Genomic DNA, 12,878 nt, shown 5'->3' with positions numbered 1-12,878 from the left:
GACCTTCGGTCCTGCGATAAAGCCCGCTGCGACGATCAGAAGCGGTAGGTCGCACCGATCTGGAAGAAGCGGCCCAGATTCGTGTACAGCGACTGGTCGTAGCCGGTGATGTCCGGCGTTGCTTGCCACTCCACGTCGAACGGCGGCGTCCTGTCGAAGATGTTCTGGATGCCACCATAGATCGTCCAGTTCTTGAAGCCGCGATACGTCATCATCAGGTTGAACTGGCTATACGACGCCACCGAACCCGTGCCACCGTCGCCGAACTCGGCTGCCACCGCGTTGGTGTACGGACCCGTGTACTGCCAGCTCAGCGTCGTGGTCATCTTGCGGTAATCCCACGTCAGGTTCGTGTTGCCCTTCCAGCGGGGATTCGACGCACCGAACGGTTGCAGCAGCGCGAGGTTGTTACCCGCGAAGTCCTGCGTTGCAGAGCCCGGGCTGTTCAGCTTGAAGTGCCACACGTACGCCCAGTCGCCCGACAGCGTGAACGTGCCGTACTTCGTGCCGACCGATTTGCGGAAGTTCATATCGAAGCCGTCGGTGTCCAGCGAGCCGAGGTTGACGAACTGTTGCGCGATGTAGCGGACCGTGCCGTCGGGATTGCGCACGACCCTCGACGGGTCGTTGGCATCCAGCACGGCATTCGGATCGTCGGTACCGATTACGCCGTCGATATGAATCTTGTAGAACGCTGCACCGATATCGGTCGACGCATCCGGCGACAGTTCGAAGCCGATGTTGTAGTTCTTGGTGTGCTCCGGTTGGAGGTTCGGGTTGCCGTTGATCTGTTCCGTCGTGAAGTGCTTGGTCGGCACGCCGCTCGGGTCGTTCGGGTCGACGAGGTTCTGGTGAGCCAGGTAGGTTGCCTGCGAGTTTTCGACCAGCGTCGGCGCGCGGAAACCACGGCTGTACGACGCGTACGTCGTCAGCATCTGGACCGGCTGGAAGCGCAGTGCGAAGTTCGGCGAGAACGCGCCGCCGAAATCGCTATAGTGGTCGTAGCGGCCCGCTTGCGTGAACGTCAGGTTGTGGATGATCGGAATATCGATCTGGTAATACACGGCCGCGATGTTGCGTTCGCCGTCGACGGACTGAACGTTCGCCGGCACGACGATCCCTTGCGACGAGTACGTGCGCGGGTTGATCAGCGAGCTTTCGTGACGGAATTCCGTACCGAAACCCATGCCGACCGGGCCAGCCGGAAGGTTGAACAGATTGCCGGTCGAGGTCTTCGCCGTCACGCTGTCGAGCTTCGAGATCGCCTGCTGGTTGTCGTTCTGGAACAGGCCGTTCAGACCGTTCGGTGTCGATGCCGGGTTCGCGAAGTTGTAGCCGCCGTTCGGGCCGAGGATGTTTTCAAGCGCGGCCGTGTTGATCATGTTCGAGTACGTCGTGTCGACCGTGCTCTGCGAATGACCATAGTCCACCGACCAGTCCCAGTCGCCGATCTTCGCCGTGGTGAACGAACCCTTCACGCCCGTCGACGCCTTCCAGAACGTCGATACCGTGTCTGCGCGCTGCGCAACGCCCGGGAAGGTCAGGTTGATCGGCGTATCGACACCGTACGGGTTGTACGGATTCAGCGCCGACACCGTGCGGTCGAGTTGCGACACCGAGCCGGTCAGCGGATTGAACACGTTCGACGTGCTGCTGATGGCTGGGCTGCCGAAATACTGGACCGTCTCGTTGCGGCTCGCCCACAGGTCGGCGTAAGCCTGTATGTCGTCGTTGATCTTGAAGGTGCCACGCACCTTCGCGTTCATACGCGTCGTCTGCGGAATCAGCGAGTACGTGTTCGCGTTCTTGTACACGCACGATGCGCCCGCCGCGTTAGTGCTGCCCGGAGGGCATGGGCTCAACGCGGCGGTCGAGCCGTCGGGCAGTTGCCAGAATGACTGCTGATTCGGACCCAGAGGACCAGCCGACCCACCAGGGAACTGACTGAAGTCTTCGTTTTTGGTCATGTCGCGCTGGTCGAGCGTCGAACCGGAATCGCGATAGTAGCTGGCGGCTGCCGTCACGTTGAAACGATCCGAGTTCAGGTTGCCGAAGCCGCCGAGCACGCTGAAGTTGCCCTGACCGTCACCCGGATGCTGTGCCTTGCCGAGCTGCCCGTCGATCTGAAGACCCTGGAAGTTCTTCTTCGTGATGATGTTGACCACGCCGGCAATCGCGTCGGAACCGTATTCGGACACGGCGCCCGTCTTCACGACTTCGATGTGATCGACGATGTTCAGCGGGATCGTGTTGACGTCGAAGAACGTGTCGGTGAAGTTCACCGCCTGTGCGTAGTTCGCGACGCGTTGGCCGTCGACCAGCACCAGCGTGTACTTCTCGGACAGACCGCGCAATGCGATCCCCGAGCCGCCCGGCGCCGTGCCGTTCATCGTGGTGGAACCCCAACTGGAAGCGGAGTTGGCAGACATGCCGCGCAGGAAGTCGGCCACGGTCGTGTAGCCGCTTTGCTGGATTTCCCTTGCTGTAACGGTCTGGACTTCGACGTTGCCGGTCTTGTCCGATGTGCGGATCAGCGAACCGGTGACTTCTACTTTTTCGAGCTTGCTGACGGCGGGGGGAGTCGCCGCTGGCGTGCTTGCGGCCGTCGGAACGGCCGCTGTATCAGGTTGGCTTTGTGCGTGTGCCAGCGGGACGAACGCCGCTGTCAACACCAGTTCGGCTCCGATGATTCTTTTGATGGCTGAGGCCAATCGCTTTTGTTTCACTTCCGCTCCTTCTTGTTGTTAAGGCCACTTCCGTTGAACGATCACGCAAACGCAGGCGCGAGTTGCGCATGCGCTGCCGTGCGTTGACGTCAGCGAGTTCTTCGCTGTCCGGCGCATCCCCGCGCCGTCCCGCACATCCCGTCCAGGGTGCGTCGCCGATCGTGTCGGACGCGCGCCTTGGTCTTGAAGCGAGCGCAGCAAGAGCACGAGATATGCCATGTGTGAGGTCGCGGACCGTCGGAAAGGCCTTGAGCGGCCTCCGCAAATGCATCGAAGCGATTGATTTGCTTAGGAATTAAGACTTACGAAAAATTTTGTTACGCGGGTAATGCCTGGAAATAAAGCTCTCCTCGTGCGTGTAACAGAACACGAGAAAATTTCAATTAAAAAAGAATACAGGCCGGTGGTTCGTTGTTGTTACGATTGGTGCGAAATTCGCACCGCGCGAATGCGTTAATTCCGAATTGGTGCATTAAATAAAGATGGATCAAACGCAATGAGATTCCCTAATTCTGGGCAATTAAGATGCCTTAAAAACGCTAAGTAATAAATGTAAGGAAATGATCGGTAAGATGGCTTCGCGTTGCGCGAAGCTTTTTTGGGGCGGGGATTGGTCTGCAATTGGTGTTTATGGTGTAAGACAACAGAAAGTAAAAAGAACTATACATGTAATAAAGTTGGCTATGTCGTATTGGGCGTTGCACCAAAGCATTTCAATTGCGATTTTTCGCACCATTTCGGCAATGGCGAATTAAAGACCTTGCCAGGGAAAGTCTTCGAAAGCGGCTTTACGCCATTACCGAAATCAATTTGTTTTGATATACGCGTGCGCGAGCGCCACGCAAGCCTTCGGGATGCGAGTTTTTGTTACGCTACGTAAGGCCATGAAATAAAAGGCAAAGCGTTCCGTGTAAGGGATTGGCGACGTCTTTACGGAGCAATCAGACACTCGACCTGGTACGGGCTTTGCATTGCTGGCAGGCCTTTTTAGCTGGCGACCCATAAGGCAGCCGGCATCTCGATACCCACCGTTATTCAACGGCCGCTTGAGCCCGTACTAACCGGAGTCCGCAGTGCTGAATACCCTCATTAACTACTCGATCCAGTCGATGGGTCTGATCCCTCTCCTCGCGTTCATCTTCCTGCTCGGCATCGCGATCATCATCGAACGATTCATGTTCTTCTCGCGTGCCGTGCGTGCCGGCAGGACCCTCGAACATGACCTGAAACTCGTCGATGCAGCCAATCCCGACGATGCCGCCAAAGTGGCCGAGCACTACAAGCAGACCGTGCAAGGCGAACTCGTGAAGTCGGCGATGAAAGTGAAGGGCAAGAGCGAAGCCGTGGTCGAACGCGAGATCGAGGAAACGATCATGTTCCAGTTGCCGCGTCTCGACCGTAACCTGTGGATTCTCGACACGGCCGTGACGCTCGGCCCGTTGCTGGGTCTGCTTGGCACGATCATCGGCATGGTCGAATCGTTCAACGTGCTCGGCACCAGCGGCACCGCGAACCCGAACGGTGTGACGGGCGGCATCGGTCACGCACTGACGGCCACCGCGTGCGGGCTGACCATCGCGATCATCTGCGTGATCTTCCTGAACTACTTCAACAAGCGTATCCGGATGACGGTCAACCAGTTCGACCTCATCAAGTCGTTGCTCGTATCGCGCTTCGCAGTCTGACGCCCTCACTCAAGGAGACGGACCATGCGAAACCATCGCAGCCATTACCTCGGCGGTGAAGAGAAAGCGCGCATCGAGATCATCCCGATGATCGACATCATGATGTTCCTGCTGGTGTTCTTCATGCTCGCGACGCTGAAGATGATCCAGGGCACAGGCATCAAGCTCGACCTGCCGCAATCGAGCACCGCCGAGCAGTTGCAGCAGACCGTCAAGCTATCGATCGGCGTGACGAAGACGGATGAAATCTATCTGGATTCGAAGCCCGTGACGCCGGAAGAACTGACCGCGCGTCTGCAGGGTCTGGTTCACGACTCGAAGAAAGTGGATGTCGCGATTGCCGGCGACGAAGGCACGAGCTACAAGAATATCGTCAAGGTGATGGACCTGGTGCGCGCGGCGGGCATCAGTTCGGTTGCATTGGCCACGAACCCGACGACATGAGTTCACCGGCCATCGACATGAAAGATCCGCAAAACCGCCTGGACGGCGCACTCTGGGCATCGACGACGCCGGCGCATCACGGTCGCATGCCCATGAAGCTGGCGATCGGCGTTGCGGTGCTGGTCGAGGCGCTGGTGATTCTGGGCGTGTCGCACATGAAGTTCCAGCCGCCGCCGCCTCCGCCGCCGAAGGAGATGCGCGTGCAGATTGCGCCGCCGCCTCCGCCACCGCCGCCGCCCGAGGTGAAGAAGCTGGAGCCGCCGCCGGCGCCGCCAAAAGCGCAGCCGAAGCACGAAATACCGAAGCCGACCCCGACGCCGCCGCCGCCGCGACCGACGCCGCAGCCGGTGATCCAGCCCACGGCGAATCCGGCTCCGAACGCTCCGGCAGTCGCGTCGCCGACGCCTGCGCCGGCACCCGCTCCTGCACCGGCCGCGCCGCCGGCGCCACCCGCGCTGCATGGCGTGGTGGACGGCCGCGGTCATTGTCAGTCGGTGCAGCCGGTGATTCCGCGCAAGGCATTGACGGACGGTATTTCGGCGGACGTGATCGCGCATCTGACGATCGGTACGGACGGCAAGGTCAGCGACGTGAAGATCATGCGCGTCACGCCGCCGACATCGGTGTTCAACGAAGCCGTGATTGCCGCGGGCAAGGCGTACAAGTGCGAGAAGAATGCCGAGCCGTATGTCGGCGAAGTTCAGTTCTCGTTCAAGACCACACCGTCCGACGACGAGTAATCACGACGAGTAACGACGACGAATAAGCTCAGCTTCGACGCGAACTTGCGGCCTTCGCAATTTACCCATCCGGCCTTCAACCCGGAACCGCGCGAGCGGTGGCTACCCGCCGCTGCCCGCGCGGTTTCGAAGCATCGCGCGCCGGCTACGAGCCGATGCGCGTCCAGACACGCATGATGACAACCGACAGGTTTCGAGGCCCGCGCGCGAGCGTCGTTACGGCGTTCGCGGCGCGGGTTGCGATGACGCTCGTCGCGGGGCTGCTGGTCGTGCCGTTGACGACCGCGCCCGCGTTCGCGAGGGCGTCGATCGCGCAGTACGACGCGCCGAAGTATCCGTCCGGGTTCACGCATTTCGATTACGCGGACCCGAATGCGCCGACCGACGGCACACTGGTTTTCCAGAACTACGACGAAGCGCAAAGCTACGATTCGCTGAATCCGTTCCTGACGCGTGGTGCGCCGGCGCCGGACATCCTGCATCTGATGTTCGATACGCTGATGCAGCGCAGCTGGGACGAACTCGCGTCGGAATACGCATTGATCGCCGACGACGTCGAGGTGGCGCCGGATGGCAAATCAGCGGTGTTTCATATCGACCCGCGAGCGCGCTTTTCGAACGGCGATCCGATCACCGCCGACGACGTCAAGTATTCGTTCGATACGCTGACCAGCCCGCAGGCATCGCCGCTGTTCAACTCGCAGTTCGCGGTGATCAGCCGCGCCACGGTGCTCGACCCGTCGCGGGTGCGCTTCGACTTCAGGCACGTCGAACGCGACGCGCCGTTGATCGCAGGCGACCTGCCGGTTTTCTCGCGCAAGTGGGCAATGCAAGCCAACGGCACGCGCATCGCGTTCGATCAGTTGACCAACGTGCCGCCGGTGTCGAGCGGCCCGTATCTGATCGAGCAGCGCAAGAACGACACGCAGATCGTCTACCGTCGCAATCCGGCTTACTGGGCTGCAAATTTGCCGTCGCGGCGCGGCATGTACCATTTCGCGCGCGTCGCGTTCAAGCTCTATCACGATCATTACACGCAGCTCGAATCGCTGAAAGCGCTCGATACCGACGTGATGGTCGAATACAGTTCGATGCAATGGGCGCGCCGTTATATCGGCAAGAACTTCGAGAACGGCGCGTTGCAGCGCAAACTGTTTCCGGATCACGGCGCGCAGATGCAGGGGCTGATGTTCAACACGCGCAGGCCGATGTTTTCGGATGTGCGGGTGCGGCATGCCCTTGCACTCGCGTTCGACTATGACTGGCTGAACCGGATGACCTTCTACGGCCAGTACCGGCGCACCAACAGCTACTTCGACGATAGCCCGTTCGCCGCGCAAGGCGTGCCCACCGATGCCGAACTCACGCTGCTCGACCCGTATCGCGCGAGTTTGCCGGCGGCCGTGTTCGGTCCAATGGTCAGGCAGGCCGACACGATTGCGCCGCACACGTTGCGCGAGAACCTGCGCGAAGCGCGCGGCCTGCTCGCCGAAGCCGGTTGGACGGTGCGCGACGGCCAGTTGCGCGACGCGCACGGCGACCCGATGTCGATCGAAATCATCGACGATCAGCCTGGCATGGATCGCGTACTGTTGCCGTATATGCGCAACCTGCAACTGCTCGGCATCGATGCGCATATGCGCGAGATAGATAGTGCGTTGTATCAGAAGCGCATCGACAACTTCGATTTCGATATGACGAGTTTTGTCTATCTGCGCGTAACGATTCCCGGCTCCGAACTGGAGCGTCGCTTCAGCAGCGCATCGGCGTCCCAGGTCGGCTCGGAGAACTATCCAGGCGTGAAGTCGCCGGCAGTCGATACGCTGGTGCGCGCGGTGATGCGCGCGAGCACACTGAACGAACTCGAAACCGCGACCCATGCGCTCGACCGCGTGCTGATCAACGGCTATTACCTGGTGCCCGAATATTTCGCGCCGGATACGCGGATCGCGTACAAAAGCGCCCTCGGCTACCCGTCGGTGACGCCGGTCAGTTTCCAGGGCGAGGACTGGATCGTCAGCTACTGGTATCGCAAGACGCCGTCCGCTGCGGCCAATACCGCCGAGGCGAAGTGAGGGGCTTATGTTTATCTACATCGTCAAACGTCTGCTGCTGATGATCCCGACGCTGATCGGCGTCGTTACGCTGACTTTCTTCGTGACGCAGTTCGTGCCGGGCGGCCCGGTCGAACAGATGATGACGCAGTTGCGTCACGGCCAGCAGCGCGGCGGCGAAGGCGGAGGCGGAGGCAACGCGTATCACGGCAGCCAGGGCGTCGATCCGCAGCAGATCGAGCAGATCAAGAAGCAGTTCGGCTTCGACAAACCGCCGCTGACGCGCTATCTGAAGATGCTGAAGGACTACGCGCGTTTCGATCTCGGCCAGTCCTACTATCACCATCAGAGCGTATGGGCGGTGATTCGCTCGAAACTGCCGGTGTCGATCACGCTCGGGTTATGGACGGTCGTGCTGACCTACATCGTGTCGGTGCCACTCGGGATCGCGAAAGCGGTGCGCAACGGCTCGCGCTTCGATACCGCCACCAGCGTGATGGTGCTGACCGGCTACGCGATTCCGGGCTTCGTGTTCGGCGTGCTGCTGCTGATGCTGTTTGGCGGCGGCACGTTCTGGCAGGTCTTCCCGATGCGCGGCCTCACGTCCGATAACTTCGACGAACTCAGCGCGTTCGGCAAGGTGCTCGATTATCTATGGCACATCGTGTTGCCGGTGACGGCGTCGGTGGTGGGCAACTTCGCGATCGTTACGATCCTGACCAAGAATACGTTTCTCGAAGAAATTGGTCGTCAATACGTGCTGACCGCGCGGGCGAAAGGCGCGCCCAAGCGTGACGTGCTGTGGAAGCACGTATTGCGCAACGCCGCGATTCCGCTGCTGACCGGGCTGCCCGCCGCGTTTATCGGCACCTTCCTGAACGGCAACCTGCTGATCGAAACGCTGTTTTCGCTCGACGGCATGGGCCAACTGTCTTATGACTCGGTGATCCGCCGCGACTATCCGGTCGTGCTGGGTTCGCTGTTCCTGTTCACATTGATTGGTCTCGTGACCAAACTCATTGCTGACGTCTGCTATGTCCTCGTCGACCCCCGCATCCAGTTCAACAGCCTGGACCGATGAGCTGCCGCCCGGCGCGTTGCCGGTGTCCGTGTCGCTTGGGCGACGCGTATGGCAGCGTTTCCGCCGGCAGAAGCTCGGTTACTGGAGCCTGATCGTGTTCGCAACGCTGTTCGTGCTGAGCCTACTCGGCGAAGTGCTCGCGAATGACCGGCCGCTGATGGTCCGTTACGACGGCCATGACTATTTTCCGATCGTGAAGGACTATCCGGAAACGATGTTCGGCGGCGATTTTCCGACCCGCGCGAACTATCTCGATCCGTTTATCCGCAAGCAGTTGACGGAGAAAGGCAACTTCGCGATCTACCCGCCGAATCACTACCACTACGACACGATCGATTACTTCGCGACGCGGCCGTTTCCGGCGTCGCCGTCCGCGACCAACTGGCTCGGCACCGATCAATACGGCCGCGACGTGCTGTCGCGATTGCTGTACGGCTTCAGGCTGTCGGTGTTGATGGCGCTTGCGCTGACGGTGTCGGGGATCGTGCTGGGCGTGCTGGCGGGTGCGTTGCAAGGCTTTTACGGCGGCCGCACCGACCTGATCGGGCAGCGCCTGATCGAAGTATGGAGTTCGATGCCGGACCTGTATCTGCTGATCATCTTCGCGTCGATCTTCGAGCCGAGTTTGTGGCTGCTGTTTATCCTGCTGTCGATGTTCGCCTGGCTGGTGCTGTCCGACTATGTGCGCGCCGAATTCCTGCGCAACCGTTCGCTCGATTACGTTCGCGCCGCGCGCACGATGGGTTTGAGCAACTGGCAGATCATCTGGCGTCATCTGCTGCCGAACAGCATGACGCCGGTGATCACCTTCCTGCCGTTCCGGATGAGCGCCGCGATTCTGTCGCTGACGAGTCTGGACTTTCTCGGGCTAGGTGTCGCACCGCCCACGCCGAGCCTGGGCGAACTGCTTCAGGAAGGCAAGAACAACCTCGACGCATGGTGGATTTCGGTATCTGCGTTTGCCGCGCTGGTGATCACGTTGTTGCTGCTGACGTTCATGGGCGACGCGTTGCGCAATGCGCTCGACACGCGTTCGCGCGGGTCGGCGTTCGGCGGGGGGAAGTGATGAGCGATGCAACGTTGCACAAGCCTTTGCTGGAAATCGACACGTTCTCGATCCGTTTCGGCAACAAGGTCGCGGTTCGCGAACTGAACCTGACGATCGGGCGTGGCGAGCGGGTTGCGCTGGTCGGCGAATCCGGTTCGGGCAAGAGCGTCACGGCGCTGTCGATCCTGCGCCTCGTCGAACATGCGCAGACCAGCGGCGAGATACGTCTCGACGGCGTCGATCTATTGCAGAAAACCGAGCAGCAGATGCGCGGGATTCGCGGCGCCGACGTCGCGATGGTGTTTCAGGAGCCGATGACCGCGCTCAATCCGCTGTTCACGATCGGTCAGCAGATCGCCGAAAGCCTGCGTTTGCACGAAGGTTTGCGGCCGAACGCGGCGCACGCCCGCGGCATCGAACTGCTGCGCCGTACCGGCATTCCCGAGCCGGAACGGCGGATCGACAGCTACCCGCATCAACTGTCCGGCGGACAACGCCAGCGCGCGATGATCGCGATGGCGCTCGCGTGCCGTCCGCGCCTGCTGCTCGCCGACGAACCCACTACCGCGCTCGACGTCACCGTGCGTCAGCAGATCGTCGATCTGCTGATCGAGCTTCAGGAACAGGAAGCCGCCGATCGCGGCATGGCGGTGCTGCTGATCACGCACGACCTGAATCTCGTGCGCCGCTTCGCCCAACGCGTGGCGGTAATGGAAAAGGGTGTGCTGGTCGAAACCAATACGACCCAGGCGCTGTTCGCAGCGCCGCAGCATCCTTACACGCAGCGATTGCTCGACAGCGAACCGCATCGCGAGATCGAGCCGATCGAACCGCACGCGCGTCGGGTGCTCGAGGTGCAAGGCCTCGCGGTCGATTACCGGACGGCCGCGAAAGGCTGGCGCTCGCTGTTCAGCGGTTCGACGTTTCGCGCAGTGCACGACGTCGATCTGACGCTGCGTCGCGGTGAGACGCTCGGCGTGGTCGGCGAATCGGGCTCCGGAAAATCGACGCTGGCGGCGACGCTGCTCGGTCTGCAACGGCCCGCCGCCGGTTATATCCATATCGACGGCGCGCCGTTGTCCGCTTTGCGTGGAGCGAACTCGCGCCGCGCGTTGTACTCGCGGATGCAGGTGGTGTTTCAGGACCCGTTCGGGTCGCTATCGCCGCGCATGACGGTCGAGCAGATCGTCGGGGAATGGATCGAGGTGCACCGGCCGGAAATCGACGCGCGCACGCGTCGCGCGCGGGTGGGGACGATGCTCGAAGAAGTGGGCATGCCGCAAGAATCGATGCTGCGCTATCCGCACGAGTTTTCCGGCGGGCAGCGGCAGCGCATAGCGATCGCGCGTGCGTTGGCGGTCGAACCGGAAGTGCTGATTCTCGACGAGCCGACCAGCGCGCTCGATGTGTCGATCCAGCAACAGGTGCTTAAGTTGTTGGCGGGCTTGCAGAAGAAGTACCGGTTAAGTTATCTATTGATCACCCATGATCTGGCGGTGATGCGTGCGATGGCGCATCGCGTGATCGTGATGAAGAACGGCCGCGTGATCGAGGCGGGAGACACGCTCGACGTACTCCATGCGCCGTCACATCCTTATACGCAGTCGTTGCTCGCCGCGTCGATGATCGCGCCGGAGCACGACGAACCCGAGGTGCTGCAATGAGTGAATCGCGCTGGACGCAGGCCGCCCGTGCGTTGAAGAGCACCGCGGCGTTCTGGTCCTTACGGATTGTCGATGAACAGATCGACGACCACGAAGTGCGCAACGACGTCGCGCAGCCGCTGCGCACGCAGCGCGAACGCGGTGCCATGCTGACCGCGTGGGCCGGCGCTGGCGCGGGCTATGCGGCGAGCACGGATCTGTCCATCGCGGGCTTGCAGGCTGCGCTCGATATCGCGACGCAACGTGCGCTGGCGAGCGCCGGCGCATCGCTGATCGACCATCGCGCGGTGTCGCGCGAAGCGCTCAGCGGCGCGTATGTCTCGCCCAATGCCGACCAGCCGCTGCCGACGCGCGGCGAATGGCTCGCGCGTCTCGCGCACGAATGCGCCGCCGCGAAAATCGACGACCGGATCGTCGAGCGCACGGCATCCGTGCAGATCACGCGCACCGAACAGGTTTATCTGACCAGCGACGGCGCGCGAATCGAGCAGCGCTTTTGCCTCGTGATGCCGGAAATGAGCGTCGCGGCGCACGCGAACGGCGACACGCAGGTGCGCACGCTCGGCGGCAATTACGGCACGCTCGCGCAAGGCGGCGTCGAAGTGCTGGACCGCTACGCGTTCGACGGCGCGGGCGTGCGGCTCGCCACCGACGCGCTGACCTTGCTGGCCGCGCCGAACTGTCCGTCTGGTCCGCGCGACCTGTTGCTGATGCCCGATCAGATGATGTTGCAGATTCACGAATCGATCGGGCATCCGCTCGAACTCGACCGGATTCTCGGCGACGAACGCAACTTCGCCGGATGGAGTTTCGTGAAGCCGGAGATGTTCGGCACTTACCGTTACGGCTCGGAACTGCTCAACGTGACATTCGATCCGTCGTTGCGCGAAGAAGCCGCATCGTACGCATTCGACGACGACGGCACTGAAGCGCGCAAACAGTATCTGATTCGCGATGGCGTGCTCGAACGTCCGCTCGGTGGCGCGCTGTCGCAACAGCGCGCAAAGATGGCGGGCGTCGCGAATTCGCGTGCGTCGAGCTGGAATCGCGCGCCGATCGACCGGATGGCGAACCTGAATATCGAACCGGGAACCAGCACGCTGGGCGAAATGATTTCCGGCATCGAACACGGCATCCTGATGCGCACCAATACGTCGTGGTCGATCGACGATCACCGCAACAAGTTTCAATTCGGCTGCGAGTTCGGCCAGTTGATCGAAAACGGCAAGCTCACGCAAATCGTCAAGCAACCGAATTATCGCGGCATATCCGCGAATTTCTGGCGCAGCCTGAGCGCGGTCGGCAATGCCGGCACGCGCGAAGTGTTCGGCACGTCGATGTGCGGCAAAGGCGAACCGACGCAGGTGGTGCGCGTCGGCCATGCGTCGTCGCCGTGCGTGTTCACGCATGTCGATGTGTGAACTGACGCTGTGAGT

At 61.3% G+C, this 12,878-nt stretch carries 9 protein-coding genes; 8 read left to right on the top strand and 1 reads right to left on the bottom strand.

Translation table 11 applies throughout. The annotated features are described in order from the left end of the window. Positions 1-35 precede the first annotated feature (35 nt). Complete coding sequence (locus tag HDG39_RS11565; RefSeq protein WP_184006040.1) at positions 36-2,726, bottom strand: TonB-dependent receptor plug domain-containing protein; 2,691 nt, start codon at positions 2,724-2,726, stop codon at positions 36-38. A gap of 1,073 nt (positions 2,727-3,799) precedes the next feature. Here HDG39_RS11565 and HDG39_RS11560 point away from each other — a divergent pair. The 8 genes from HDG39_RS11560 (at position 3,800) to HDG39_RS11525 (ending at position 12,863) form a co-directional block, all read left to right on the top strand. Further along, positions 3,800-4,411 (top strand): MotA/TolQ/ExbB proton channel family protein, encoded by a 612-nt coding sequence (locus tag HDG39_RS11560; protein WP_018417496.1) that lies wholly within the window; start codon positions 3,800-3,802, stop codon positions 4,409-4,411. Positions 4,412-4,435: 24 nt separating this feature from the next. After that, positions 4,436-4,855 (top strand): ExbD/TolR family protein, encoded by a 420-nt coding sequence (locus tag HDG39_RS11555; protein WP_018417497.1) that lies wholly within the window; start codon positions 4,436-4,438, stop codon positions 4,853-4,855. Next, complete coding sequence (locus HDG39_RS11550) at positions 4,852-5,595, top strand: energy transducer TonB (protein WP_018417498.1); 744 nt, start codon at positions 4,852-4,854, stop codon at positions 5,593-5,595. The genes HDG39_RS11555 and HDG39_RS11550 overlap by 4 nt, the downstream gene beginning before the upstream one ends. 155 nt (positions 5,596-5,750) lie before the next feature. Beyond that, the gene (locus HDG39_RS11545) at positions 5,751-7,670 is read left to right on the top strand and encodes an extracellular solute-binding protein (protein WP_409259167.1); all 1,920 of its coding nucleotides are present in this window, start codon (positions 5,751-5,753) and stop codon (positions 7,668-7,670) included. Positions 7,671-7,677: 7 nt separating this feature from the next. Further along, on the top strand, positions 7,678-8,730 hold the full coding sequence (locus HDG39_RS11540; RefSeq protein WP_184006036.1) for a microcin C ABC transporter permease YejB: 1,053 nt from the start codon (positions 7,678-7,680) through the stop codon (positions 8,728-8,730). Further along, complete coding sequence (locus tag HDG39_RS11535) at positions 8,684-9,796, top strand: ABC transporter permease (protein WP_184006034.1); 1,113 nt, start codon at positions 8,684-8,686, stop codon at positions 9,794-9,796. Before HDG39_RS11540 ends, HDG39_RS11535 begins: the two co-directional genes overlap by 47 nt. Beyond that, positions 9,796-11,442 (top strand): ABC transporter ATP-binding protein, encoded by a 1,647-nt coding sequence (locus tag HDG39_RS11530; RefSeq protein ID WP_184006032.1) that lies wholly within the window; start codon positions 9,796-9,798, stop codon positions 11,440-11,442. Before HDG39_RS11535 ends, HDG39_RS11530 begins: the two co-directional genes overlap by 1 nt. Beyond that, positions 11,439-12,863, top strand: a complete 1,425-nt coding sequence (locus HDG39_RS11525; RefSeq protein ID WP_184006030.1) for a TldD/PmbA family protein — start codon at positions 11,439-11,441, stop codon at positions 12,861-12,863. The genes HDG39_RS11530 and HDG39_RS11525 overlap by 4 nt, the downstream gene beginning before the upstream one ends. The last annotated feature ends 15 nt before the right edge of the window (positions 12,864-12,878 follow it).

Source organism: Paraburkholderia lebeckiae, assembly GCF_014201005.1.
GTDB classification, from domain to species: Bacteria; Pseudomonadota; Gammaproteobacteria; order Burkholderiales; family Burkholderiaceae; genus Paraburkholderia; species Paraburkholderia tuberum.
The sequence above is the reverse complement of the archived record's forward strand: the minus strand, read 5'-3'. Positions and strand labels throughout refer to the sequence as shown.

Excerpts from the sequence above, each read along its gene's own strand:
- HDG39_RS11555 (WP_018417497.1), top strand. The coding sequence starts at position 4,436 with ATGCGAAACCATCGCAGCCATTACCTCGGCGGTGAAGAGAAAGCGCGC.
- HDG39_RS11550 (WP_018417498.1), top strand. The coding sequence starts at position 4,852 with ATGAGTTCACCGGCCATCGACATGAAAGATCCGCAAAACCGCCTGGAC.
- HDG39_RS11545 (WP_409259167.1), top strand. The coding sequence starts at position 5,751 with ATGCGCGTCCAGACACGCATGATGACAACCGACAGGTTTCGAGGCCCG.
- HDG39_RS11540 (WP_184006036.1), top strand. The coding sequence starts at position 7,678 with ATGTTTATCTACATCGTCAAACGTCTGCTGCTGATGATCCCGACGCTG.
- HDG39_RS11535 (WP_184006034.1), top strand. The coding sequence starts at position 8,684 with ATGTCCTCGTCGACCCCCGCATCCAGTTCAACAGCCTGGACCGATGAG.
- HDG39_RS11530 (WP_184006032.1), top strand. The coding sequence starts at position 9,796 with ATGAGCGATGCAACGTTGCACAAGCCTTTGCTGGAAATCGACACGTTC.
- HDG39_RS11525 (WP_184006030.1), top strand. The coding sequence starts at position 11,439 with ATGAGTGAATCGCGCTGGACGCAGGCCGCCCGTGCGTTGAAGAGCACC.